This window comes from Shewanella sp. MF08487, from assembly GCF_050848685.1.
Lineage (GTDB): Bacteria > Pseudomonadota > Gammaproteobacteria > Enterobacterales > Shewanellaceae > Shewanella > Shewanella glacialipiscicola.
Genome location: NZ_JBOZPB010000001.1, coordinates 53359 through 79386, shown reverse-complemented (window position 1 = coordinate 79386; position 26028 = coordinate 53359). Strand labels below are relative to the sequence as shown.

The following is a 26028-nucleotide window of genomic DNA, read 5'->3' as shown; positions in this document are numbered from 1 at the left end:
CTCTTGGCGATGTTTGCGGCCGAGTGTTGTGGCAGTATGTTAGCATCGGTAGTGAATTGGATAATGGTCCCAAGCTAACGGAGGAACTCTGTGTCGCATTTCTGTTCTGATCTTAAGCCAAAGCAGTGGGATGACTTACCCAATGGCGCCGCGCTGCAGCAAGCTGTAGCCGAACATCTTGAAAACTGGTGGCCAAGAGTGTTTGGTTATCATTTATTAAAGCTAGGCCCTTTGAGTGCTGCATTGTCGAGTATGGCATCACCGGTTGCACATCATTTTTCGCTATCCTCATCCCAAGACGCTTCAATTTCGGGCGATTTTTGTCATTTACCACTGCAAAATGGGGTCATTGATGCGGTTGTCATGAGCCTGTTACTGGAGTTTGAACCCGATCCTTACCGTATCCTACGTGAAACGGACCGAGTACTCATAGCTGGAGGCTATCTTTTTATTGTTGGATTTAATCCCTTAAGTCCACTATTTTTGGGTAAGTTATGGCCTAAATACCAGGATTGTCTTCCTTGGAACGGTCGCTTTTTTATGCCATCACGAGTGCGAGATTGGCTAGGATTATTAGGTTATCAAGTTGTCGCAGATGAACGCTTGGTGTATCACCCATTGATAGGTGAGTTTACCCAAGGGCGATTTTTTCAACAAAGCTTAGCCTCGTGGTTACCTAGCGCGGGCAGTTTGTATTTGATTGTGGCACGTAAACTGGAATCGCCACTTACACCTATCCGTGATAAACGCAAAGTGCGACAAACGAATTGGAGTACAGCGCCAACGGCTGGATGCTCAGAGCATTTATCAGATCATTTATCAAAGCCATTATCTGAACATAGTGAATAACGGACAGGCTATTTCTCTTTTTAAAATACAGGTTTTTATATGCGTATCACCCTAAGGCAATTGGCTGTATTTGAGGCAGTGGCACGCAGCGGTCAAGTCGCAAAGGCCGCAGAACAAGTAAATTTATCGCCACCAGCAACGTCAATGGCATTGGCTGAATTAGAGAAACAGCTTAATGCTCGTTTATTTGAGCGGATTGGTAATCGATTGCAATTAAACTCACAGGGTAATTTGCTGTTACCGCTGGCGACGGATTTATTGCATCGAGTCGAGCAAATTGAGCAGGCGTTTACCTACCATGGTGGCGATCTCGTTGGGCGTTTAAGTGTTAGCGCTAGTTCAACGATTGGTAATTATTTGTTGGCGAAAGCCGCGGTGGCATTTTGCCAGCAACACACGCAAACCCATGTGGATGTTGCGATAACCAATACTCAAGATGTGATCCAAGCGGTTGCGCAGTTTAGGTCTGAAATGGGCTTTATTGAGGGACATTGCACCGACAATCGTTTACATGTTGAGGCGTGGCACAAGGATAGACTGTTGGTGTTTTGTCATCCAGCGCACCCGCTGGCAGGCAAAGTGGTTACCTCTGCGGCTGTTAAAGGACAATCTTGGGTACTGCGTGAGGAGGGTTCTGGTACTCGTGAGTATTTTGTCAATGCTGCCAATGAGTTGGATATGCGACCCGAGGCTAAGTTCTGTTTCAGTACGCCCGATGCGATTAAATTAGCGGTAAAACAAGGCGCTGGGCTTGGGGTATTATCAGAGCTTGCACTGGATAAAGATGTCAGTCGTAAAGAGTTGGCATTAGTGACAATCGAGGGATTAGTGCTGGAGCGGCAGTTTTATCGTATTACCCATAAAAGCCGTCAGGCAACTTCTCTTGGCCAAGCATTTGTTGAATTTTGTGAGAACTTTTTCAATATTACCGCTGAAGCGGAATGAACCCTTTAAAATGTTATCTTGATGAGGACCATCCATACGCCCAAGTTGTTAACTTGGGCGTGACTCAATAGCATGTATCTGCTTGAGCCAATCTCATTTTTGCAGGCACAATCTATCGTAGCCACAATCATCTAATGCAGCGACAATCGAACGTAGTAAGTTTGAGTTGGATAACATTGGAGTTAAGGTTGGTAGCCCAAGTCCGGTTGAGTCGGCTTAGATTCTGCGGCAGTACGAGCTAATACATCGCAGCGTTCGTTTTCAGCGTGACCTGCGTGGCCTTTAACCCATTGCCAATCGATTGTGTGCATTTGAGCCGCTTTATCTAAACGTTTCCACAGGTCAACGTTTTTAACAGGAGTACGGTTTGAGGTCATCCAGCCTTTTTTCTTCCAGCCATGGATCCAGGTCATTATACCTTGGCGCATATACTGACTATCGCTGGTGAGCACGACTTGGCAAGGCTCTTTTAAGCTTTCTAATGCAATGATAGGCGCTAATAATTCCATGCGATTGTTGGTCGTGAGCGCAAAACCGTCGGACATCTCCTTTGTATGGTCCTTATAATTCATTACAATGCCATAGCCGCCAGGACCGGGATTGCCTAAGCAAGAGCCGTCGGTGAAGATGTGGATCAGTTTTAGTTCAGTCATCAAATTGTTACCATAGCCGGGAATTTCGGCCGAGTATAACCAAAAATTGTCATAAGAAGCGCATAAAAAAATGAATATTATCTCTAACGCTAGCCGTCAGGTTATTTTGGATACCGAAACCACAGGTATGAACCAGGGCAGCGGCGCCATCTATTTAGGCCATAGGATCATCGAGATTGGTTGTGTGGAAGTGGTGAACCGTCGATTGACGGGGCGTTATTATCACCAATATATCAACCCAGGTCAGGCGATTGACCCTGAAGCCATTGCTGTTCACGGTATTACCGATGAGCGGGTGGCTAATGAACCTCGTTTTCAACAAATTTCTCAAGCATTTATTGATTTTATCGACGGTGCTGAAATTGTCGCCCATAACGCGAGCTTTGATGTGAACTTCATGGATCATGAGTTCTCGCTATTACAGCCACGCGGGCCGAAAACTGCCGATATTTGTAGTATTCTCGATACCTTAGTTATCGCTAAATACCTGCACCCTGGGCAAAAAAATAACCTCGATGCTTTGTGTAAGCGTTATGGCGTAGATACTTCTCGGCGCGAATATCACGGCGCTTTACTCGATGCCGAGATCCTCGCTGATGTTTATCTGATCATGACAGGCGGGCAAACAAAGTTTAATTTGTCCAACGAAGAAGCGGGCCAGGAAGGGGGCGGGATCCAACGTTTTGATCCGCAATCACTTAATCTTAAAGTGATTGCTGCATCTGCCGATGAACTGACTATGCATGAGCAACGCCTTGATCTCGTCGCAAAATCAGGTAAATGCCTCTGGAGAGGATAGAATAATCACTATGCCGATATCGCGTAATACTCTGTTAACTGTTTACCTGCTTACCACAACCTCGCTGCTTAGCGTCACTGCCGTGTTTGCCGTTGGGTCTGATACAGCTCAAGCAAGTGCCCAGCCGCCCAAAGCTGCGCCGATTGTTGCGGTGGATACCGCATCTGAGCTCAAAAACCGTTTTCGTATTGATCATATGGTCGATAACATGACGCTATTTGTGGAGCGAGATTACGATTCTGGGCCCGTTATCGTTGTATTGCCTGATGGCAGTAAAATGTACTCAGAGCGTCATCCTAAAACGGTAAAATGGGCTTCAGGTATTACCGGCGACATTATTTACATTGAGTCACCCATGGCAGGGCCGTGGCAATTAATTGGTAAAGTGGTTCCGACCTCAACGATTAAAAAAGTGTCTAAGTTAGAAATTGAAGTTCAGCCATTGCCACAACCTCTTTTTCAAGGTGAGCAAATTAAGCTAGTGGCCCAATTAATGGGTGATGCTCAGCGTATGCGCTTGCCAGGGTTAGATTATCTTGTTGAATGGAATGCTCATTTTGTCAGTAGGCATAAAGCGGGTGATGAAAACTTCGCCGCGGGCGATATTATCGTTGGCTCTTATAAAGATAATGGCGAAGATTACGATGAGAAACCCGACGACGGTCTATTCACCAGTGATATCAATATTAAGCAACCTTGGGGTGATTATCGCTTTGTGGTTCAGGCGCGCAATAATGTTTTTGATAGACAAGTTTCGTCTCCATTTCGGTTATCACCACGACCAATCAATATAGAAGTTGTTACGCCAGAAGACTCGTCAATGGCTGAATGGAAAGTCATGTTGCACGTTGATAATAGTGCGCTGCAATTGGCCGAAACGCATTTTTCATTTGAGTTAACGGGTCCTGCAGGCATGCAAGTTCCCTTGGTTGTGAATGGCGTAACACAGCCCGATAGTGAGTTAATATTACCCACATTGATTGAGTTTGGTCGTTACAAACTTAAGGGCTCAGTTGCTACAACAACGATTACTGGTCGTGAAATTTTACTCGATTTACCAGAACTTTTCTTTAGTTTTAATCCACCACCAGCTCCATTACCTACAGCTAAAGAGTTGGCTGAAGTTGCTGCCATTGCTGCACAAAAAGCGGCCGACGAAGAATTACTTGCTAAAAAAGATGCCATATTCTGGATTATTACCATTAATATCATCTTACTAGTATTCGGTATTTTAGGCTTAATTGTATGGCGTAAGCGCCAAAGCCTAACACAGGCCTTAGCGGCTGCGGAGTTACGTGTACAGCAGCAAAAGCCAGCCAAGCAAGCACCTGCACCCTCGCTAGATGATATCGATCTCACGCTGCCTGATGAGGCCGATAACAATCGTTAGCTAAGTGTCTGTTTAGGTGTTGAACCACAATGTTTTATTTGTTGCAGAATAGAACCTTTGAGATATGAACCAAAGTCGACGTTAAGGCTGGTTTGTTTTTTAACCAAATGATAAATATAAATAAAAAGTAGTTGACGATTTGGGTGCTCATCCGTATTATTCACACGTCTTGAACAGGAGCATTGATAAGTTAGTTCTATTATTCTGTTTTAACTTTAGCGGTCTATCACGCTGAGGTTTGGGGTTTAAAACTTGTAAGATATTGACGATAGATAGATTTGGAGCGGTAGTTCAGTTGGTTAGAATACCGGCCTGTCACGCCGGGGGTCGCGGGTTCGAGTCCCGTCCGCTCCGCCAAATAAATAAAAAGGCCTTACAGCAATGTAAGGCCTTTTTATTTATCGTTTTATCAATTAATCACATCATGTTAACCACAGTGATTTGTTCGGTACTGTCGTTGTGGCTTAGTTTTACTTTTGGTCTTTAATAAACTTCATAGTGTTTGAGTATTTACTGCTATTGTTAAGCTAAATAACCTGAACTCTGGATAAGCTCTGTGTCTCTACAGGTTATTTTTCCCTTTATCTGCGTTAAGTTTGCTACTAACTAATAGCCGCTATTAGGTATGCAAACTTGCCTTGATAACGAAAAAACTATCTCTGTAGAGTTAATTTTTTGGATAAGGTAATAAGATTAATTAGTTACCACAGCCTCTATCCCGAGTTCAGGTAAATAGATAATTTATGGCTATTATCGTGCTCATATCATCTATTCTATTAACGATAATTCGAACGAATGGATTTCTCACTTTTAGGACTTTTTATGGTTGAAAAAATCACCGGTATGTTGGCATTGATCGGAGTGTTATCACTTTTTTGTCAGTGGCTAGGTTGGAAATTACGCTTACCTGCTATTTTGCCGTTGCTACTTTGTGGCCTAACCTTGGGCCCAGGACTTGGGTTCCTTAATCCTGATGCGATTTTTGGCAATTTACTCTTTCCAATCATTTCCCTCGGGGTTGCGGTGATTTTATTTGAGGGCGCTTTGACCCTTAATTTTAAAGAAATCAAAGATCATGGTCGAATGGTGACGCATCTGGTGACCATTGGTACTGCAATCACCTGGGCTTGCATTACGACGGCGACCTTTTATTTACTCGATTTTAGTTGGGAAATTGCGTTGCTCTTTGGGGCGCTGGTGGTCGTTACTGGGCCGACGGTTATTGTACCTATGCTCAGAAGCGTTCGGCCTAAATCTCAGCTTGCGAGTATTTTACGTTGGGAAGGGATTGTTATCGACCCAATAGGCGCATTATTAGCTGTGCTCGTTTTTGAATACATCACAGTTTCTGGCGATCCAACGACTCATGTGCTGTACGCCCTTGGTTCTATGCTCTCTTTAGGGCTTGGGCTAGGCGCCGCTGCGGGGTACCTCACCGGACAGATATTAAGGCGTAACCTATTACCACATTATTTGCGTAATACCGCCGTGTTAACACTGATGTTGGGGGTATTTGTTGGCTCGAATCTATTACAAGAAGAGTCTGGTTTACTGACTGTCACTGTGATGGGGATTTGGTTAGCCAATATGCGTGGTGTTGATATCGCTGAAATCCTTGAGTTTAAAGAAACCTTAACCGTATTACTTATTTCGGCATTGTTTATTCTACTGGCGGCGCGACTCGATTCGACCGCCATGCTCGATTTAGGTTGGGGTGGCGTGGGTGTATTGGTGGTGACTATGTTAGTGGCGCGGCCACTGAGTATTTGGGTTTCTGGTGTTGGAACATCACTGTCACGGGCTGACAAGTGGTTTTTATGTTGGATTGCGCCGCGGGGCATTGTTGCTGCAGCTGTGTCGTCTCTATTTGCGATAAAGTTAGAAGCTAACAATGTGCAGGGCGCCGACGCTATTGTACCTTTAGTGTTTTTAATCATTATCGGCACTGTCGTTATTCAAAGTTTAACTGCTGGGCGCTGGGCACGTTTCCTTGGGGTTAAAGCCGATTCTGCCCAAGGATTGTTGATTTTTGGCGCCTCTAAATTTTCTAGAGAGTTAGCTAAAATCTTAAAATCTAAAGATGTCAAAGTGCTATTGGCTGATAGTAACTGGGATAATATTCGTCTTGCTCGGATGGATAATATTCCGGTGTACTTTGGCAATCCAGCATCTGAACATGCTGAAACTTATATGGATTTAACCGGTATTGGCCGAGTGCTAATCATGTCACCTTATCGTCAACTCAATCCGCTCGTCAGTTTTTATTTTCAAGATTTGTTTGGTGGGAAAAAGGTGTTTGAACTCAATAATACTGAGGCGGGGAGTGCTCGACATCAGTTATCTGAATCCTATAAACAGCGGTTATGTTTATTTGGTGATTCAGTGTCCTACGCAAAAATGGCGAGTTTGATGGCAAAGGGCGCAGTACTTAAGGTGACTAATATTACCGAAAACTTCAGCTTCGAGCATTTCCGTAAGCGTTACGGTGAAACCGCAATGCCATTGGTTTATCTCACTAAGGACGGGAAAGTTATGGTTGTTTCAGGCAACGATACCGCGTTTCCGAATGGTATTGAGCTGATTAGTTTATTACCCATTGAAGCCTTAGAAGAAGCCAAAATACAGCAAGCTATTGCAGAGCAAGAAGCGCAAGCAGTCCAAGATAAAGCGGTAGAAGAAGCGACGCCCGCGAAATCCTAACTTATTGATAACGCTATCTAGCACAGATTATGGCAATAAAAAAGGAGGCTAATTAGCCTCCTTTTTGTTGGTTTAAATCTTACTGAGTGGATTACGCTGCGCGTTCCTGTGAAGTGGTTGAAACCACTTCTGGGCGCAGTTCTGCTGGATCAAAGTCATCAACGTTGATTGATTTCATTCGACCAATTTCCGCTCTTTCCAGTAATTGCACTTCGGTATCGCTTAACACACCTAAGGCTTTACCTTCTGCGGCAACTTTATCTAACCACATAAATGGTAGACGTTTACCACTCGCTTTACAGACTTTGTCATGCAGCGGTTCAGACGCGATGATGTCAAGTAGTGTTTGTTCTTGGATACCCACAGCATTGTGCTCAGAGTTAGTCCAGAACTGGCCTTTACCTAAACGGTTACGGCTTTCACACGGTGTTTGCATGATCTTCGCGACTTTATGATCTAACACATCGCTTGGGCGTTTCAGTGGACGACCGAATGGGAACATCACCACACGTAATGCGCCGCCAAGGCCCATAGGGAAGTTATCCAGTAAATCGTCTAAAGAAGCTTGCAGCTTGTACAGCGCATCTTCAACTGCCCATTGTACTAATGGCAAGTCGTCGGTTTGACGGCCTTCATCTTCATAGCGTTTCAGTGTGGCTGATGCCAGATACAGTTGGCTCAGTATGTCACCTAAACGGGCAGAGATACGTTCTTTACGTTTAAGGTTGCCGCCCAAGGTTGCCATGGCTAAGTCAGAAAGCAGGGCAAGGTTGGCACTGAAACGGTTCATCTGCTGATAATAACGTTTGGTTTTATCTGAATAAGGCGCGTTAGAGAAACGGCTTGATGTCAGACCTAACCAGAAGCTACGGATGAAGTTACTGGTCGCGAAACCAATGTGACCAAAGATAGCCGCATCGAAGTTAGCTAAACCTTGACCCGATTGGGTATCAAACGCTGACTCCATTTCTGCAAGCACGTACGGATGGCAGCGAATCGCGCCTTGGCCGTAGATGATCATAGAACGGGTGAGGATGTTTGCACCTTCAACAGTAATTGCGATAGGCGCAGCTTGGTAGCCACGGCCTAAATAGTTATTGGGGCCAAGACACACGCCTTTACCGCCGTGAATATCCATGGCATCGATAACGCATTTCTGCATTCTGTCGGTCAGATGATATTTCACAATCGCAGAGATAACCGACGGTTTTTCACCTAGGTCGATACCTGTAGTGGTCAAAGTAGTGACCGCATCCATCAGATAGGCGTTACCGCCGATGCGTGCCATTGGCTCTTCGATACCTTCAAGCTTGCCGATAGGCAATTTGAACTGACGACGAATGCGAGCATAAGCCCCTGTTGCCAGCGCTGCGGTTTTCACGCCGCCAGCTGAGTTTGATGGCAGAGTGATACCACGACCCACTGATAAACATTCCACCAGCATGCGCCAACCTTGACCAGCCATTTTAGGGCCGCCAATGATGAAGCTTAATGGTACGAACACTTCGTTGCCGCGAGTAGGACCGTTTTGGAACATGCAGTTGAGTGGGAAGTGACGACGACCCGTTTCTACTCCTTCCACATCGGTAGGGATCAAAGCACAAGTAATGCCGAGTTCTTCTTTATCACCAAGTAGATGCTCTGGATCGCGCAGTTTAAAGGCTAAGCCTAATACTGTCGCGACAGGGGCCAACGTGATGTAACGTTTGTTCCAAGTCAGCTTCATCCCCAGAATTTCTTCACCTTGCCATTGGCCTTTACACACGATTCCAAAGTCAGGAATCGAGCCTGCATCGCTACCGGCTTCAGGGCTGGTCAGTGCAAAACAGGGGACTTCTAACCCTTTGGCTAAACGCGGTAAATAATGGTTTTGTTGCTCTGGAGTGCCGTAATGTTGCAGTAATTCTCCAGGACCTAAAGAGTTAGGTACACCGACAGTTGAAGCCAATTCACTGCTTAACCCCGCCAGTTTTTGTAACACGCGCGATTGGGCATAAGCTGAATATTCTAAACCGCCGTATTTTTTCTTAATGATCATGGCGAAGAAACCGTGATCTTTCAGATATTGCCATACGTCAGCAGGCAGATCGGCAAGTTGATGTGACACTTGGTGTTGATTCACCATGCGGCACACTTCTTCAACAGGGCCATCGAGGAAGGCTTGTTCATCGGCACTTAAACGAGCAACAGGGTAATTATGCAGTTTTTTCCAGTTAGGATTACCCGCAAATAAGTCTGCTTCCCACCATGTGGTGCCGGCTTCAATGGCTTCTTTTTCTGTTGTCGACATTTCTGGCATGATGCCGCGATAAACTTTCATCAGCGGACGGCTGATCATATTTTGTCTAAATGCACTGATATTAAACGGCAGCGCGATCACCAGAAATACGATCCAAGAGATAGGGCCAACAATATCGAGTGCCCAGCCTGCCGTCATGACAACAGCGGCTGCAATAGTGGTAGTGAGCAAAGATACCCGAAGGTAAGCTAGCGTTCCTAACACTAAGATCATGGCGATGATCCAAAGTAGGGTAGTCACTGTAATTCTCCTTAAATATGACCGAGTGCCAACCACAGGTCATAGAGTGTTTTATTGATTGTGATCACAATTATAGTTTGTGGTCAGACCTGTGTCGCATAAAAGTTAAACCTTAGCAGATTTTAATACAAGCATTTTTCAAACAATTGTTTAAATTATTTGTCTGCTTTGATCGTTCCACAAATGTCATCAACTAGTTACAATACCAACCAGCGGATGTTTGATTGAAGATAGGCGATAAATATGTGTGAATTACTGGCGATGAGCGCCAACGTGCCAACCGATATTGTGTTTAGTTTTACCGGATTAGCACAACGCGGTGGGGTAACGGGCCCGCACGTCGACGGCTGGGGGATTACTTTTTATGAGGGCAAAGGTAGCCGGACATTTAAGGATGCAAGCCCGAGTAGCGAATCGCATATTGCAAAATTGATCAAATCCTACCCGATTAAAAGTGAAGTGGTGATAAGCCATATTCGTCAGGCGAATCGCGGCTGTGTGTCTTTAGAGAACACCCATCCTTTTACCCGCGAATTATGGGGACGTTATTGGACCTATGCCCATAATGGCCAATTGACGGACTATCTGCCCAAGTTTAACGTCTCGCGCTATCAACCCGTTGGCGATACTGATAGCGAACTTGCTTTCTGCTGGATTTTAGAACAAGTCGCCCAGAAGTTTGGCGATGCTAAACCTGAAGATATGTTGGCAGTTTTCCATTACGTCGCAACGTTGGCCGAGCAAATCCGTGCATTAGGTGTGTTCAACATGATATTGAGCGATGGCGAGCACCTGATGAGCTATTGCAGTAACAATTTATGTTACATCACTCGCCGTGCACCGTTTGGTAAAGCAAAATTGATTGATACCGATGTAGTGATTGATTTTGATAAAGAAACCACAGCCCATGATGTGGTGACTGTGATTGCTACTCGTCCATTAACGGATAATGAGCAGTGGCATATTATGCAGCCCGGTAACTGGACATTATTTAGATTAGGGGAATTATTAATCGATATGTGATGTTATTTATATTGTGTTTCAGTGGATACTGTCTGTATTTTTAACCGCTCTTTAAACCACATGTAAGCATAAACCGAACTTAAACTGACTGCCGTTATGTAATAAACCATCAACAATACCTACTTTAACTATATATGGCTCAGTTGGGTATTGTTGTGGTTAAACGGGATTATTTTATGGATGGGTTATAGATTGTTTTACGGGTTAATCTTCAGCCGTACCGAGAAGTTTAGGTACCTTCGGCTTTTCGACTATCTCAGCCGGTATCACTGCTTGCCTTGCTGTTTCATCAAAGTGATATTTCAATAGCTTAATATCAAGCTGTTTACTGCCTTTTTCAAAGTGGGTTAAGCGCACGGGCAGATAGGCTAGCTCTGGCGCCATCCAAAAGAAGGTTTGGCGTTTCTTGTTATTTTCACGCACGACTTCAATTTTGACCGTGTTATAACTGCCACTCTCAATCGTCATACGTTCTTTACCGACAACGCGAAATTTGTATTCATCCAGTTCATTGTCCTTGACCATTTTGTAGTCAAGTTCTTCTTTGCCTGCGCTGATATCTAGCCTAAATTGCAGTTGTACCATTAACGGATCGAAGATTGCTCCGTCATAGGGGAACTTGCTTTTTTTATCTTTATAACGGGTATGAATAAAGCCTTGATCTTTAGCAAATGCGGTTTGCTCGGTGAAATTAGGTCCGACACCTAGACGTTGCTGTGAGTAACGTAAAGGGCTTAGCAGAGTCTCATTTTGCGTAAACTCACTTAAAAGATGACGTTCGTCGGTTAACAATAACAGACTAAGACTGCTATCAAACCGATACTTAAATATTCCTCCTTCGGCATTAGGGAGTGTATATTTGGCTTTACCTAATTCTATATCACCATAGTTGACTTGATATTCGGCGGTATGCGGCGTTAATGGCGTTGGTGCTGCCATGGCTGACATACTTTGGGTGAGTGCGGTAAGGCTGACGAATAATAGGGGAAGGGTACGCAAAGAATGCTCCTTGGTTCGCAGGTTTTCACCTTGTATCACTACAAACAATCATAGGTAGTGGTTGATAAAAAAGTGTCCAGTAGCATGCTGACTTACACTGTTTAAGGTTGCTCGATAATGGCATCGACAGACAGCAGGTTATAGCCGAGACTGACGTTCCTGTAAATAGCTATCTAAATCAATATTAAAAGCAGCATAGTAAACTAAAATGGCATTGCCATGACCAACGTCACCAGATCGGGACGCCATTCATATTCGGACAAGCTAATTTTGCCACAGTTCACTGCTACCCCATCCATTCTTAATAATTCCATTTGTTGTTGGAAGGCATGTGAGTTTTTTTCAAAGGAAATTTTACCTTGGCTATTAAGCACTCTATGCCACGGAAGTGATAAATGCTCTGGAGCCGATTTTAACGCCGTAGACACATAACGTGCTCGTCCTGGTAAACCTGCATAATCGGCAATTTTGCCATAACTGCTGACGTTACCCTGTGGGATCATCGCCACGATATGCCATATTTTCGCCATGGGTGATAGCGTGGTTATTTTGGTCTGTTCACTCGCAATATCTTTTTCATCTTGCTGAAGATATGCATACAGTGGTGATTTGTCTTTTGGAAACGATCCCATCAAATAGCAGCCTCAAGTTAAATAATATGTGGCACTCAATGAATTTTACTCCAGAGAGGTGGCAGTAGTTTACCGGTAATAAGGAAATATTACGTAAAGTAACGGATTCATCAGCCTGTTAATGGTACAAAATCCTTAAGGTTTTATCGTTAATTCCGATTACCGATGAAGTATTTAACCTATTATTGGCTTAAATATTGTGTAAATGGTCAAATAGTCCATAATAGCGCCAATTTTTTTGACTCGATGAGAGAAGATAACTGGCATGGCTGTACTCGATATTCTAACAATCCCCGATGAACGCCTTAAACGTAAAGCGCAACCTGTAAAAGATATTGAATCTGTTCAGGAATTTATCGATGACTTAATCGAAACCATGTATCACACCGAAGATGGTATCGGTTTAGCGGCAACACAAGTTGGCAGTACCGATGCGATTATCGTGATCGATTTATCTGATGAGCGTGACCAACCTCAAGTGCTAATCAACCCGGAAATCGTCGAAAAGTCTGGTGAGTTTATCGGTGAAGAAGGTTGTTTATCTATCCCAGGTTATCGCGCTAAGGTGACTCGTTTTGAGAAGATCAAAGTGACCGCCTTAGACAGAACGGGCAAGGCCATTGAAATCGAAACCGATGAGTTTTTAGCCATTGTATTGCAACATGAAATTGATCATTTGCATGGCAAAGTGTTTATCGAACATTTATCTATGCTAAAACAACAAATCGCGCTAAAAAAAGTACGTAAATACGCCTAAGTTTGTTGTATAAAGTGTATCTCTTGATTAGCCGCATTTTACGATGCGGCTTTTTTGTATCTACAGGTTCGTTTCTCTTATCTTTTTTTACACTGGTAAAGGTTCAAAGATGTCATCTATAAAATTCGCGGTGTTAAAAGCTATCCGCTTGGATTACTTTTTACCACTTTAACCCTCACACTGTGCCAGTGTGCTTGCGTATTCAAGCCTGACCTCCTATGATCCTCCGGTTTTATAATCCATGGTGACCTTTTAAATGTTGAACTCTCCGCTTTCTGCCAGCTCGAACGAATTAGTGATCAGTATCTTAACTATGGTGCTGAGCCAAGGGAAACCCTTAGATCGGGCCTATTCTCAGCATTTTTCTGGATTGCAATTGGTACCCGCCGAGCAGGCGCGTATTGCATTGACGACAGGAGATATCCTTCGTCGCTTAAATCTTTACTGCTATCTGGCGGAAATTAGCCCAGATGAAATGGAACGTTTTGGTTCTAAATTGCTTAATGCATGGCATTTATTCTATAGGCTTGCACTGCCGAAGATGCAATATTCTTTGCAGGTCGATGAGGCTCGTTTGAGCGAACGTATCGAGCAAGCGAAAACTAAACCGGTATTATGGGACGGTTGTCCCGAATGGCTTGATACTATGGGCCGTGAGCAGTTAGGCGATGCTTGGGAAAAAGAGCGTGCAGCCTTAAGCACAGCGCCGAAGCGTTTTTTACGCGCGAATGGTCTTAAAGTGACGCGTGATGAATTGGCCGCAAAACTTGCCGCTGAGTTTGTCAGCACGCTTAACGTTGATGGGGTGGATTCTGCCCTTGAAGTGACCTCAGATTCTGCTTTGTTTCGTACACAAAGCTTTAAAGACGGTTTGTTTGAGCAGCAAGATGCAGGCTCGCAGCGCGTAGCGGCGGCGCTCGATGCCAAACCTGGTATGAAAGTGATTGATGCTTGCGCGGGTGCGGGTGGTAAAACCTTGCATATTGCGGCGCAAATGCAAGGTAAAGGTCGCCTGTTGGCGATGGATGTGGAGCAATGGAAACTCGATAAACTCAAAGAGCGTGCTCGACGTAATGGCGCGCATAATGTTGAAACCCGCGTTATCGCTAGCAGTAAAACCATTAAACGCTTAAAACTCAGTGCCGATCGAGTATTACTCGATGTGCCGTGTTCGGGTTTAGGTGTATTAAAGCGTAACCCCGATGCAAAATGGCGCGATACTGTTGAACGTTTACCAGTATTAATGGAGCTGCAACAACATATTTTGAGCAGCTACAGCCGCATGGTTAAAGTTGGCGGTATTGTTGTGTATGCTACCTGTTCTATCTTTCCCTGCGAGAACCGTGGTCAAGTGGATGCCTTTTTAGCTGAAAACCCTAATTTCCGTTTAATTGAAGATGAAAGTATTAGTCCAGCCGATAGCGGCTTTGATGGGTTTTACATTGCAAAATTGGAACGCATTCAAGAATAAAGCTTTACCGTTAAGGTAAGTCGCCTGAGTAAATTTAAATGCTTAGCACTTACTGAGTTAGTCATACAAACAATAAGAGCGCCTAGGGCGCTCTTATTTGTTCTAGCGGTTATTAAATTTGAATTAAGCTTTAGCTTTTAGTTGGCCGTTAATCACTAGGCTCAAGTATTCAGTAAAGTCATGCCCGTGATTCTGTAGCATTTTGGGGAACATCGAAATCGGCGTAGAACCTGGGAAGGTATTGATTTCATTTAGCAGAATCTCGTTATCCGCGGTTAAGAAAAAGTCGATACGCGACAGGTGACGCAGTTTCATGCCCTTAAATGCCTTAATCGCATAGGCACGAATTTGTTCGCTGATTTCAGTTGAAACGTTTTGTGCCACAATGTCGGTACGTGCTTTGCTGTTTTTGGCGTACTTTTCATCGAAGGTGTAAAAGTTATTGGTATCACAAATGATTTCACCTGGCACTGTCGCCACCACTTCACCATTGTACTCGTAGACTGCCACCTCTAACTCACGGGCTTTTATGGTTTTTTCAACGATCACATAGGGTGCATAACCAAAAGCATCCTTAAGCACACCTGCGACTTTATCGCTGTCATCCACTTTGTAACAACCGACAGAGGACCCCTGTGAGGCCGCTTTAACGAAGATCGATCCCCATTGCGCCAATGCTGCTTGGGTTTGCTCAATCGCCGCATCATCGAACTGATTCAGGAAAATATACGGCGTATTAGGAATACCTAAGGCCGAGAACCACATTTTAGCGGTGATCTTATTGAAGCAGTTGCTACTGGCTTCGGATTCGCAGCCAAAATAGGGCAGTTGGATCAGGTTAAAATAAGATTGAATATCGCCGGTTTCGCCAGGGTAACCATGAATGCAAGGAATAACGTAATCGACTGGCCACGGCGCTTTACTTTGATCACGGAAGCGAATTTCACGGCTATTAGTTAGTTCACAGTCATCACCTGCGATGGTGCGGTATTGGCCTAAGTTATCCAGTTCGACGCGTAATACGCAAAACTTCTCGGACTTTGCCAATGAGGTTTCAAAATAATTGGCCGACATTAATGAAATATCGTGTTCGGCACTTCCGCCACCGCACAGCAAAAGTAGATTGATCTTAGACATTATGATTCCTCAAGTGAGCAAAGTCGGATGATATCTGCCAGTGGCAATACGAATATCATCCAATAGTACAGCCGCTGACATCTTAGTTTTCTTGCCCCTATGAGTGCAAGGCTTTGGTGCCTTGGTGCTATTAAGTGGCGAATTTTAGCGCATTCCCGTTTTATTTAGCCCGTAGGTGAGTTGGCTTGCGAATTCAACCAGAGTCTATCTGCAAGGCCCGATGCCCGTTGAGTCGCTTGGCTGCTAGCGCGTTCGAACACTTGCTGGGTGCCTAAGCAGGTAAAATGCACTTTAGCGCGGGTGATGGCGGTATAGACCAACTCTTTGGTTAGCAGTTGCCACTGGGCCAGGCTGGGGCTCGGCGGCAATACTAAGGCCACACGGCTAAATTCGCTGCCTTGGCTTTTGTGTACTGTCATGGCATAACAGGTTTCATGGCTGGGCAAACGGGCTGGCAAGACTTTTAATAGGCTGCCATCGGCCTTGATGAAGTGCGCCATTAAACGTTCGGGTTTATCTTCATCCTGCAAAATCAATCCGATATCACCGTTAAACAGGCCTAAGTTATAGTCATTACTTTGGATGATAATGGGCCGACCCAGATAAAACTCCTGTAGCGGTTTAATCAGCTTGGCATTGGCCAGTGCTTGAGTCACATACTGATTAATGCCTTCGACCCCATAATCGCCCGAGCGCATAGCACATAGAATACGGTACTGGTTAAAGCGTTCAATGATGTCAGCCGTGCTTGGACGCTTGCTTAAATCACTATTACTCGTATCGCTATTCAAGGCGCTGAGATAAGTGCCATATTGCTGGCAGGCTTGCTCCAGAAGTGAATTGAGTCCCATATTATTAGCAGGCTCGCTCACTTTGGCTTGGGTTTGGCTTACGACCATACTGTGTTCTAACCAGCTCAATTCTGCAGGTCCCTGTTGCCATACCTGCAAAATACTTTGAAGATCTGCGCGATTAACGGCACTGGCGAGCAGTCCAATCCCTGCATCGCCTTTAAATCTGTGGCTGTGCATTAGCATACATAAGCTATCGCCAAGTTTAGGGGCGTCGTTGATATAGGGCGTTAACTCAAAACCCGTTAATGCACTCAGGCGCAGGGCTTGCTCCTTGGAATAGCGCATTTGCCACAGAGCAGGGCTGCTTGACGCTATGTTGTTCTGAGCAAGGTTATTGGGATCTACTGGTATTTTAAGGCCCGCACAAATATCGGCGAGCACAGCGCCCGCCTCAACCGAGGCGAGTTGATCCTGATCGCCGAGTAAAATCAAACTGGCGTGCTCAGGCAATGCGCTGAGCAATTTATACATCATGGGCAAATCGACCATAGAGGCTTCGTCGACGATTAATAAGTCGAGCCTAAGCGGATTACCTTGGTGGTGGCGAAAGTGCGGCGAATTGGGGATCACCCCGAGCAGCCTGTGTAAGGTTGATGCCTCCTCTGGAATGCGGCCCAGAGCCGTTAAAAAGTCTTGGTTATTTCTATTGCGAGCTTCATCAATAACATTAGCATGGGCGCTGAGTTCCTTCGCCAGACGCGCTTTTGAGGCTTTGATTGATTCGCTTAAGCGAGCCGCCGCTTTTCCCGTTGGCGCGACTAAACGGATTTCCTGCTGTGATTCCATTTGTAGTAATAACAAAAGCTTAGTCACAGTGGTGGTTTTGCCCGTCCCTGGGCCGCCAGTGATCACCGACAGTTTTTTACCCAGCGCTGTGGCCGTGGCGACCTTTTGCCAATCAATGGTTGCTGCGCTTTGTGTGCCTTCACTTTTAGTGATTACATTGGTAGTGATTGCATTGCGAGTGAGTGAATGGGGCGCGAGCTCAGTGGCAGGGAACAGTTGATCTAACAGCGATCTCAACTTAGCGGTTTGAGTTTGCTCTTGGTGGCTTACCTCTTCAGAGTGTTTAGATACGCTGCCTGATAGGCGGATTAACGAAGCGGCCACTGAGGTTTCAAATTGATGATAACGTTGCAAATAGAGTCTGCCATTATCAAAAATAAGTGGTTTGTTACTGCCCGCTTGGCCAACGGCATCAAAGGTTTGCAAAGTCTCTGTGAGCGCTTCGAGACTTAAGATGATTTTACAATGGCTATTTTGCTCGGCCATAGGATTAAGCGGCACGATATGGGCGAGCACTAGGCAGCTGTGCTGTGAAGATAATTGCTGGCTCAACAGCGCACATAGCAACATAAACAAGGGTTGTTGGTTATCACTCGGATGTAAGTGGCTCATCTCGAGTGCGAAATGTCGATCGAGCGGTGTGAGCAGTCGTTCTTGCTCCCACAGCTTTAAAAGCTCTGTTAGATTTGCGGTAAGCTGGATTGAGCCGTGATCTATCCATTTTGCCGCTGTGAGTGAATGTGCATTTAGCCCTTGGGTTGAGCGCATCATGCCGTGACTCCTGTATCTATTGCATCAGCTAATCTGCTGTGAAATAAATTGTCATTAAAAAGTGAATCCAGCGCGAGAATAAGTGCTTTCGGCGGCTTGTCGTAGTAAATACCGTAGCCGGGATACTGAGCCGACATTCCCCGTAAGAACAAGTAATAACAACCGCCGATGTGGCTGTCGTAGTCATAACTTGGCAGGCGTAAACTCAAATACCTGTGCAGCGCCAATGAATAGAGAATGTACTGCAAATCATACCTGTGATCGGTTATTGCACTTTGCAGCGCGCTCTGATGATAGGCATTGATGTTGTCGCCTAAATGATTCGACTTATAGTCGGCGATATAATATTGACCTTGGTATTCAAAGGTTAAATCGATAAAGCCTTTGAGCATGCCCTTGAGTTCATCAAACTTAAGTGTCGACTCATAGCCAAATTGCTGCAGTAGCGCATTGAGCTCAGTATCCTTAAGCTCGCTTAAGGGTAAATAAAATTCCATTTCGACTAAGGTATCCTGCGGCGATAACTTGGCTAAGCACAGCTCTGGATGTTCAGGTTTGGCCGTCTTGGAATTATTCTCGAAGGCCGATGTTGAAGGCATTGTCGTTGGCACTGTTGTTGATGACACTGTTGATGGCATGAGCCCAAGCGGCGCATGCAGCACATCCAAATACCAAGTGTGCAATACTGTTTGCCATTCGGGCGCGATACCGTATTGCAGCATAGCTTTAGGCAATTGCAACGGTAAGTCGATTTCTGCCTGCGTAAAATCAATCTCTTCTAATACTAAATGCATAAAGCTACCGGCATTGGCGCCGCGCTCAAAGTTAAAGCGATTGAGCATGTCATCCTGCACATCATGACTTGGCTCATCAGGAATAGAGAGTGTTTGCACAGCCGTATATTCAAGCGTACCTAATATTTCATCGTCGGCACCCGGCGCGGCTTTACCATGGCTGGTATTTTTAACTAGGCCTGAATAACTGCCGACTCGCCACGGCGTGCAGTATTGGCGGGTTAAGGTTTTCGCGCTCAGTATTTGTGCTATGTCTTGGCTTGAGGGCAATGGCCGCTCGTCTATGTCATCGGGCACCTTATCAATACTTATGGCTTCCACATCTTGAGCGAGCTGCTGTGCTGCATTGCAGATACGGGCAAAGTCACATTCTGAGTCGCTTATGCCGAGCAGATAGCCGATGGCGGTTTCATGCAGCTGACTTTTAAGGCCATTTTTAAGCTGACGACTGTGGTTGGCGATATACAAGTAACACAAATACACAGGGCGAGTGAGCGCCACATATAGCAAGCGTAAGTCTTCGGCCAAGGTTTCTTGTTTGGCGCGATCCCAACCCTCATCCGTGCCTTCGATATCCCATACTAGCTCTTGCTCACCTGCATCGTTGGTTCTGTGGTACAGCATAGGCGTCGGGCGACGGCGATTGTCGCGGGCTAGGCTGACAAAGGGCACAAAACACACGGGGTACTCAAGGCCCTTACTCTTATGGATAGTAACGATCTGCACCAGATTCTGCTCGCTTTCAAGGCGCAGCTGCTGTTCATCGGTTCCCGTGTTATCAATCAGTTGCTGTTCATACCAATTGAGTAGGGCGCTAATACCATCAAGCTCGGTGGCCTTTTGCTGTAATAGCTCGGCAAGGTGGCGAAAATCCGTCAGGCGGCGCTCGCCGTTGGTGGCATCTTGCTCCTGTGCATCGGTTTGCGTACTGGCGGTGTGCAGTAAACGGTCAATCAGCTTAGTGCTATTGGCAAGGCTTAATAGCGCGGGCATGATGCCGCGTTTTTGCCACACTTGGTGCAAGTTAAAAAACTGCTCTAATAACAGTTGTCTGTGCTCTTCATCTTGGTTAAAGGCATGAATTTGCTCAGCGCTGTAGCCCAATAATACCGTGGCTAGGGCGCTGCGCAGTGCTCGCTCATCCTTAGGATTCGCCAGAGATCGCAAAATTAACGCCATTTCCCGCGCTTCAAGGGTATCGAATACACTGTCGCGACTTAAAAACACCGCGCCTATGTGGCGTTTACTCAGTGCGGTTTTCATCACCGCGGCTTCGTTGCGATCCCGCACTAAGATAGCGATGTCTTTAGCGATCAAAGGCCCTTTCGGGCTGTGGCACGCGCCATTGGCCGCATCTGTCAGTAAACGGGTGATCTCCGCCGCTGCATCTTCGGCGAGCAAGTGTCTGGCGGTGGTTTTGTTGAGGCCGTTTTCTGCGCTTTCGCTTAAGAGTCTTAATCTTAAGGCGGCTGGATTGGCGGTTTTTTCAGTGAGGGTTTTCCCCTTGGCACTGCTGGGCGTTTTCACGCTATCAAAGGGGATCGACTGACTGATAAACGGATCGTGATGCTGGCTAAAGAGATGGTTAACCCCAGCGACCATGTTTGCGCTTGAGCGGTAGTTAGTATCTAGATGATAGTGGGCCTGCGTATGATGACGGGCCTCAATATAGGTATGGATATCGGCGCCGCGAAAGGCATAAATGGCCTGTTTAGGATCGCCAATCATCAACAGGCTGAGCTTGTTCTCTGTAGTATCTACACCTTGCTGCTTAAACGAGTAGCGGTCTTGGTAGATGCCAGAGAAGATCGCAAATTGCAGCGGATCGGTATCTTGGAATTCATCAATAAGCGCAACGGGGAAACGTGTCGCCACGGCTTTGGGCAAGGTTTCATTATTAGCGTTTAACGCGCTCGCTAATGTCGTGAGTAAGTCATCTGGGGTCAGCACATTTTTTTGTTGTTTTTGCAGGGCAAATCGCTCGCTTATGCCAAGTTTCGCACTATATAAAAATGCCGGTTTAATGGCGGTAATCAATGTGGCGAGCTGCTCCATATGATCCATCAGCGGCGCTTCGCTCACGCTTGGGATTACGCCGCCCTTGTTGAGCTTTAACTCAGACAAGGACAAGGCTTCTAACTCTTTCAGCGGCGGCAACCCATGACCGAAAGCGAGCCAGTTATCCAGTGCATCGAACATGGCGGCGAGCTTGGGGTACTTATCCGTTGCTTTGCCAAAGCGGGTGCCATTCAGCGGCAAACTGTGCAGCAATGCCAATAAGCCATCGCGTCCTCGTGGCCAAGCTAATTTAAAGCGCTCTAAACTTTGGCGCAGTGACAGGGCTAAGGCATCAAATTTAAGCGCGGGTTTTAGGGGCTTTGCTTGACTGGCGCCAAGGAGCGGTCGCAACTGTTTGACCAAACCATCGGGCTCGCCAAATTCCTTAGCAATGATTTGCGCTAAGTAATCGGGCAGCGGATAACAGGCCTCACGCCAAAAATCCCGCACCGCATGGTGCAAAAACTCGCTGTCGTCTAAGGTGAAGTCCGATTCGAACAGCAAGGAAGACTCAAAGGCGAGATCCGATAAAATTCGCTGACAGAAACCGTGGATGGTAAAAATTGCCGCTTCGTCGAGGGATTTAAGGGCGAGATCGAACCGCCGCAGGGCAATGGCGCGTTCACTCTCTGGGGTGTTGTCATACAACGCCTGCACAAAGGGATCGGCAATCGTTAGCCCTAAGAAGCACTTAAAGGCGACTTGAATACGGCGACGAATACGATCCCGTAATTCTTCGGTGGCCGCATTGGTGAAAGTGACCACGAGAATTTGCTCACAGGTCAGCGGCGCTGCTATGCCATCGCCAAGCAATAAGCGTAAATAAAGACCTGAAATCGTGTAGGTTTTACCTGTGCCAGCGCTGGCCTCGATAAGACGACTACCGCCAAAGGGCAATGTGAGTGGATCAAGCGCCTGCGCCGCTGAATGTAACGCTGCTGTGTTTAACTGCATCTGTTCACTCATGCTTGCTCTCCCTGTGTGCTATGGTGGTTTAAATGTGCTGCAGTCGCTTGTGTTTCAGTTGTTTTTACATCGGGAGTTTGGCCTTGGCTCATGCCATCGTTCAGCGCAAATTCTTCAAGCTGAGCCAGCGTATCTTTGAGATATAAACTCACCATAGGGCGATAGATGCGCTCGGCTAATCCACCAAAGCTTTCCTCAGAGAAATCCCGCGGAAAACTGAATAAGCGTTGGTAATGGGGCTCGTTCCCTTCGCCTAATTGACTCTGCTCATCCAGCCATTCAGGTAACGCTTGCTGCAAACGTTCATCATGCTCACCCTCGCTGCTGACGTAGGCCAGTGAGGTGCGCGGCATAAAACACAGTGGGTATTGCTGACCTTGATAAAACAGTACCAGCAAATCGACCAGTAACGCATGGGCGCGCTCAGCTGTGATTGGCGCTAAGGCGTGGAAATGCCCCATGTCGAGTAGATAGCTTGCATGTGTGTGGCCCATTGCCATTAAACACAGGTGGCGAAGGTATAACCTCAGCACATCGCGGCCGTGGGCGCTACCGGGACGGTAATTCACTAATCCCTTAGGGCTGATGTCATCAATACGGCCTTGCAGTAACACTTGCTGGGATTTATCCGCCGTGATGGGTAAGTCAAACAGGAGTTTAATATCCGCATGACTACTTGTTTGTTCTCCCTTGAGGAACAAGGTTCTGCCAATCAAAGGCTTAATATCGTGCTGATATTGGCGTAGCAGTAAATCATCGAAGGGCTGCATCGGTAAACTGCCGCTGGCTTTGAGGCGTTTAATCAGCTCGATATCGGGCTCAGTCAGACCTTGGCCTATGGCATCGTCGAGTAACTGGGCCTGCAACATATAGCGCTCTAGGGCATTTAGGCTAAAGGGCTCGTCATTATCATCGGCCTGAATATTGAGGCTAAGATCGACTTTAAGCGTTCGGTTGAAAAAGAACTGCGCCGGATTTCGAAAGAAACGGATCAGGGCGGACACATCCACTTGCTTGCTTTGCGTTGCGTGCAGAGGAGCGGGCTGTGCATCGGCCTGTAGCATTGAGTCTTGCTCATCCGCTTCGAGCATGATGCGAGTTTGCGCGCCGATAAAGCGGCCCGCATGTGTGCCCGCTGCGTCGGCATTGGGTGGACACCATTGCTGGCTGTAACTTTGGCCTATGCTTGAGCCATTTTTGTCATCACTTTTTATTGTGGCTTGATACAACTTGGGATCAAAGGGTTGCAGTGGCTGGTGGCTGACAATCGCGTTATAGAGGGCCTTTTCAGCATCCTCTGGGTCTATGGGGCTTGAAGCTTTCTGCGATTGAGCCAATAGCGTTTCAGGCAAATAGCACAGCTGACAATATTCAATCAGTTCAGAGACGAGCATAGAGGCGATACGCTCAGAGTTATCTCGTTCGCTACGACCGATATAGCTGATATACAGTTGCTCACGCGCCGACAATAAGGCTTCTAAAAACAAATATCTGTCATCGAGGCGTCGGGAGCGATCGCCTTTACGGGCACCAAAGTGTGCCATTAAATCAAAGCCGACGGGATGCTGAACCCTAGGATAAACCCCATCGTTCATGCCGAGTAAACACACGACCTTAAAGGGGATCGAGCGCATCGGCATCAAAGTACAAAAGTTCACGCTTCCCGCAAGATAACGCTGGCCGACCCGAGATTCGGTTAAGCGTTGATTAAACCATTGCTGCAGCACTTCGATACTGAGGCTCAGTCCGCTTATGCTCTGTTGGGCTAGCGTCTCGAACATACTTGTATCTAACGAGTTTGAATCCAAGGGCTTGCCCGCCGATAGTAACTCTTGCTCTAGGGCGGCAATGGCATCGCGGATTTCCTGCAATTGTTCGCGCTCGTCTTCATCTGTGTCGTAGAAGGCATCCAGTAGCTCAGTTAATTCCGCTAAGCGCAGGGCGCCCACTTGCGGCAGGGCGAGTATTTGCGCCGTTTCATCGAGTACTTCAATAAAATTGAGTAACTTACCTAACGCCTGCGCCGATTGGCCTTCGATGCCAGTCACGATCAAATGGTCTTGGTACAGCGGCGCATCGTCACTCAAGGCGTAGCCTAAAATCAGCCTTTTAATACCAAAGGCCCAGGAGTTTTGCTCAAACGCTGGCACACCTTGTTTAAGGCGGCTTTGTTCATCGCGGCCCCAACGCACGCCCGCTTCATCTAACCAGCGGCGTATGAGTTGCAATTCATCGTCATCGAGCTGGAAACGGCGCAAAATGGCGGGCACTTCGAGTATGCTCAAAATGTCGGTCAGACCAAAACGACTCTGATTAATCCCGAGTAAATTCAAAAAGCTATTGATGAGCGGTGATTCCTGCGCTGCGCCGCGGTCGGCAATGGCGTAGGGAATGTAATGCAGACCTTGCTTCGCCGAGAAGACAGCATCGATGTAGGGCGCGTAAGCGGCGACATCGGGCATCATCACCACTATGTCTTTGGGTGTCAGGTCGACATCATTGCTGAGTAACTCAAGCAAGTGATCGTGCAGGGTTTCGACTTCCCGCAGTGGGCTGTGACAACTCTTGACTCGAATGGATTCATCGTCGCGCTTAAGCAGGCGTCTGTTCTTGACATTCTGATACAGCTCGGCATCTGGCCCTAGTACTCTGTCTAAGGTTTGCATCTCTAAAATATCGTATTGCACCCCGTGGAGCATGCTGGCATGACTGTGTGGCGAGTTGGGATCGTCGCAGGGCTCACAATACACATCGTCGCCAAAGTCGCAGTGTTCGGCGGGGAGCTCAAGCAGCATATCGAGTAATTCACGGCCCATCTTGCCGTTATTGGCAAGCAGCGGATTGCCTACTTCGAGTTTATCTTCCCATAGTTCTGCTAATTGACGTTTACCCGCATATTGCACCGCCATGCGGGCACGATTACGGGGATCAACAATGTCGCCCCAATAGTGTTGACACGGGCTTAAACCCAGCACGATCACATCGATACGTCCTGCCAGATGGTAAAGCACTTCGAGGGTTTGCGGCGCCATTGAGGAAATGCCAAACACAAATAAGCGTTGTGGCAATTGGGCGAGTGACGTGTCGGGATTATTCAGCGCGGCAATCAAGTCGCTGTGCAGATTGGCTCTGTGGTAATGGCTTTGATTAAGCTCATCACGGTTAAAGGCAATCAGTGCGCGCCATAAAATAGGTTGCCAGCGTTGGTCTTCATTCAGCGATTTGGTAAGTGATTCGGGATGCTCGTTTTGCTCCCACGCTAAAATCCAATCGGGGCGATACACTAAGTATTGGTCGAAGATATCGGCGATCCGGCCACAGAGTTGGTACAGCTTAATGTCGTCAGCCGTCATATCACTGGTGTTGAAATGTTCACTTGTGTCGGCGGTATTTGTGGTAGGCGTATTTTCTAGGGTATTACCTAGATAGTGTCTCAATGGCCCAAAGGCGTCATCTTGTAACATGCGCGGCAAGAGTTGCATCAGCTTCCACGTCATCGCCGCCTTAGTGAAGGCGTTGTCCTTAGGCACATCGGGCAATAAGTCATGGCACAACTGCCAAGTAAAGCTCGATGGCAGCGGGAATTCCAATGCGGCGGCAATCCCATTTTGTTTGGCGATTTCGAGGCGCAGCCAAGTCGACATGCCAGGACTCTGCACCAGAATATGCTCGTTACTCAGTAGACGTGCAAAAGCAAGGGGTTGGGTCAGGTAAGCGGCTAAATGGGCGCAGAGCACTTCCATCTGATTGGACTGGATTAACTTTAGCATGTGCAACTCGGCATGGTGACAATAAAACAATTCTATGTGTTTGATTTATAAGATTCAACACTATTGCTGCTTCTGTGGAATTAACCCGCAATTTTAGGTGTTTATTGGTGCTTGCTCCGATGAGGTATCGTCAGT

General features: G+C 46.5%; 16 protein-coding genes and 1 tRNA gene. 9 read left to right on the top strand and 8 right to left on the bottom strand.

Annotation, left to right across the window (positions count from 1 at the left end):
- Positions 1-90 precede the first annotated feature (90 nt).
- The gene (locus tag ACRN9H_RS00340) at positions 91-849 is read left to right on the top strand and encodes a methyltransferase domain-containing protein (RefSeq protein WP_432311968.1); all 759 of its coding nucleotides are present in this window, start codon (positions 91-93) and stop codon (positions 847-849) included.
- Positions 850-888: 39 nt separating this feature from the next.
- Positions 889-1794 (top strand): LysR substrate-binding domain-containing protein, encoded by a 906-nt coding sequence (locus tag ACRN9H_RS00335; RefSeq protein WP_432311967.1) that lies wholly within the window; start codon positions 889-891, stop codon positions 1792-1794.
- Between the two features lie 182 nt (positions 1795-1976).
- On the opposite strand, the gene rnhA is transcribed toward ACRN9H_RS00335, so the two are convergent.
- Positions 1977-2447 (bottom strand): ribonuclease HI, encoded by a 471-nt coding sequence (gene rnhA, locus ACRN9H_RS00330; protein ID WP_076500646.1) that lies wholly within the window; start codon positions 2445-2447, stop codon positions 1977-1979.
- A gap of 70 nt (positions 2448-2517) precedes the next feature.
- Between rnhA and dnaQ the strand changes: the two genes are divergently transcribed.
- The 4 genes from dnaQ to ACRN9H_RS00310 all read left to right on the top strand — a co-directional run bounded on the left by dnaQ (position 2518) and on the right by ACRN9H_RS00310 (position 7336).
- Positions 2518-3246, top strand: a complete 729-nt coding sequence (dnaQ, locus tag ACRN9H_RS00325) for a DNA polymerase III subunit epsilon (RefSeq protein WP_076500644.1) — start codon at positions 2518-2520, stop codon at positions 3244-3246.
- A gap of 10 nt (positions 3247-3256) precedes the next feature.
- Positions 3257-4636 carry a TIGR03503 family protein gene (locus ACRN9H_RS00320; RefSeq protein WP_432312123.1) on the top strand — a complete coding sequence of 460 codons (1380 nt, stop codon included), beginning with the start codon at positions 3257-3259 and terminating at the stop codon, positions 4634-4636.
- Positions 4637-4916: 280 nt separating this feature from the next.
- Positions 4917-4993, top strand: a tRNA-Asp gene (locus tag ACRN9H_RS00315).
- A 465-nt stretch (positions 4994-5458) separates the two neighbouring features.
- Positions 5459-7336: a cation:proton antiporter gene (locus ACRN9H_RS00310; RefSeq protein ID WP_432311966.1), complete on the top strand. Its 1878-nt coding sequence runs from the start codon at positions 5459-5461 to the stop codon at positions 7334-7336.
- Positions 7337-7427: 91 nt separating this feature from the next.
- On the opposite strand, the gene fadE is transcribed toward ACRN9H_RS00310, so the two are convergent.
- A complete protein-coding gene (gene fadE / locus ACRN9H_RS00305) occupies positions 7428-9875 on the bottom strand; it encodes an acyl-CoA dehydrogenase FadE (RefSeq protein ID WP_432311965.1) in 2448 nt (815 codons plus the stop codon).
- A gap of 243 nt (positions 9876-10118) precedes the next feature.
- Here fadE and ACRN9H_RS00300 point away from each other — a divergent pair, with 243 nt between their 5' ends.
- A complete protein-coding gene (locus tag ACRN9H_RS00300) occupies positions 10119-10898 on the top strand; it encodes a class II glutamine amidotransferase (protein WP_432311964.1) in 780 nt (259 codons plus the stop codon).
- 204 nt (positions 10899-11102) lie between these two features.
- On the opposite strand, the gene ACRN9H_RS00295 is transcribed toward ACRN9H_RS00300, so the two are convergent.
- Complete coding sequence (locus tag ACRN9H_RS00295) at positions 11103-11897, bottom strand: DUF3108 domain-containing protein (RefSeq protein WP_432311963.1); 795 nt, start codon at positions 11895-11897, stop codon at positions 11103-11105.
- A gap of 203 nt (positions 11898-12100) precedes the next feature.
- The gene (locus ACRN9H_RS00290; RefSeq protein ID WP_432311962.1) at positions 12101-12529 is read right to left on the bottom strand and encodes an MGMT family protein; all 429 of its coding nucleotides are present in this window, start codon (positions 12527-12529) and stop codon (positions 12101-12103) included.
- 265 nt (positions 12530-12794) lie between these two features.
- On the opposite strand from ACRN9H_RS00290, the gene def reads away from it, so the two are divergent.
- Together def and ACRN9H_RS00280 are read left to right on the top strand one after the other, a co-directional pair.
- Entirely contained in the window at positions 12795-13286 is a 492-nt protein-coding gene (gene def / locus ACRN9H_RS00285) for a peptide deformylase (protein WP_432311961.1), read from the top strand.
- Between the two features lie 256 nt (positions 13287-13542).
- Positions 13543-14757, top strand: coding sequence for an RsmB/NOP family class I SAM-dependent RNA methyltransferase (locus tag ACRN9H_RS00280; RefSeq protein WP_432311960.1), 1215 nt, complete (start codon positions 13543-13545; stop codon positions 14755-14757).
- Positions 14758-14880: 123 nt separating this feature from the next.
- Here the strand turns inward: ACRN9H_RS00280 and ACRN9H_RS00275 are convergent, their stop codons facing one another.
- The 4 genes from ACRN9H_RS00275 to recC all read right to left on the bottom strand — a co-directional run bounded on the left by ACRN9H_RS00275 (position 14881) and on the right by recC (position 25893).
- Positions 14881-15894 (bottom strand): D-alanine--D-alanine ligase, encoded by a 1014-nt coding sequence (locus ACRN9H_RS00275; RefSeq protein WP_432311959.1) that lies wholly within the window; start codon positions 15892-15894, stop codon positions 14881-14883.
- A 164-nt stretch (positions 15895-16058) separates the two neighbouring features.
- The gene (gene recD, locus ACRN9H_RS00270) at positions 16059-18305 is read right to left on the bottom strand and encodes an exodeoxyribonuclease V subunit alpha (RefSeq protein WP_432311958.1); all 2247 of its coding nucleotides are present in this window, start codon (positions 18303-18305) and stop codon (positions 16059-16061) included.
- The gene (recB, locus tag ACRN9H_RS00265) at positions 18302-22123 is read right to left on the bottom strand and encodes an exodeoxyribonuclease V subunit beta (protein WP_432311957.1); all 3822 of its coding nucleotides are present in this window, start codon (positions 22121-22123) and stop codon (positions 18302-18304) included. The genes recD and recB overlap by 4 nt, the downstream gene beginning before the upstream one ends.
- Positions 22120-25893 (bottom strand): exodeoxyribonuclease V subunit gamma, encoded by a 3774-nt coding sequence (recC, locus tag ACRN9H_RS00260; protein WP_432311956.1) that lies wholly within the window; start codon positions 25891-25893, stop codon positions 22120-22122. Before recC ends, recB begins: the two co-directional genes overlap by 4 nt.
- Positions 25894-26028: the final 135 nt, after the last annotated feature.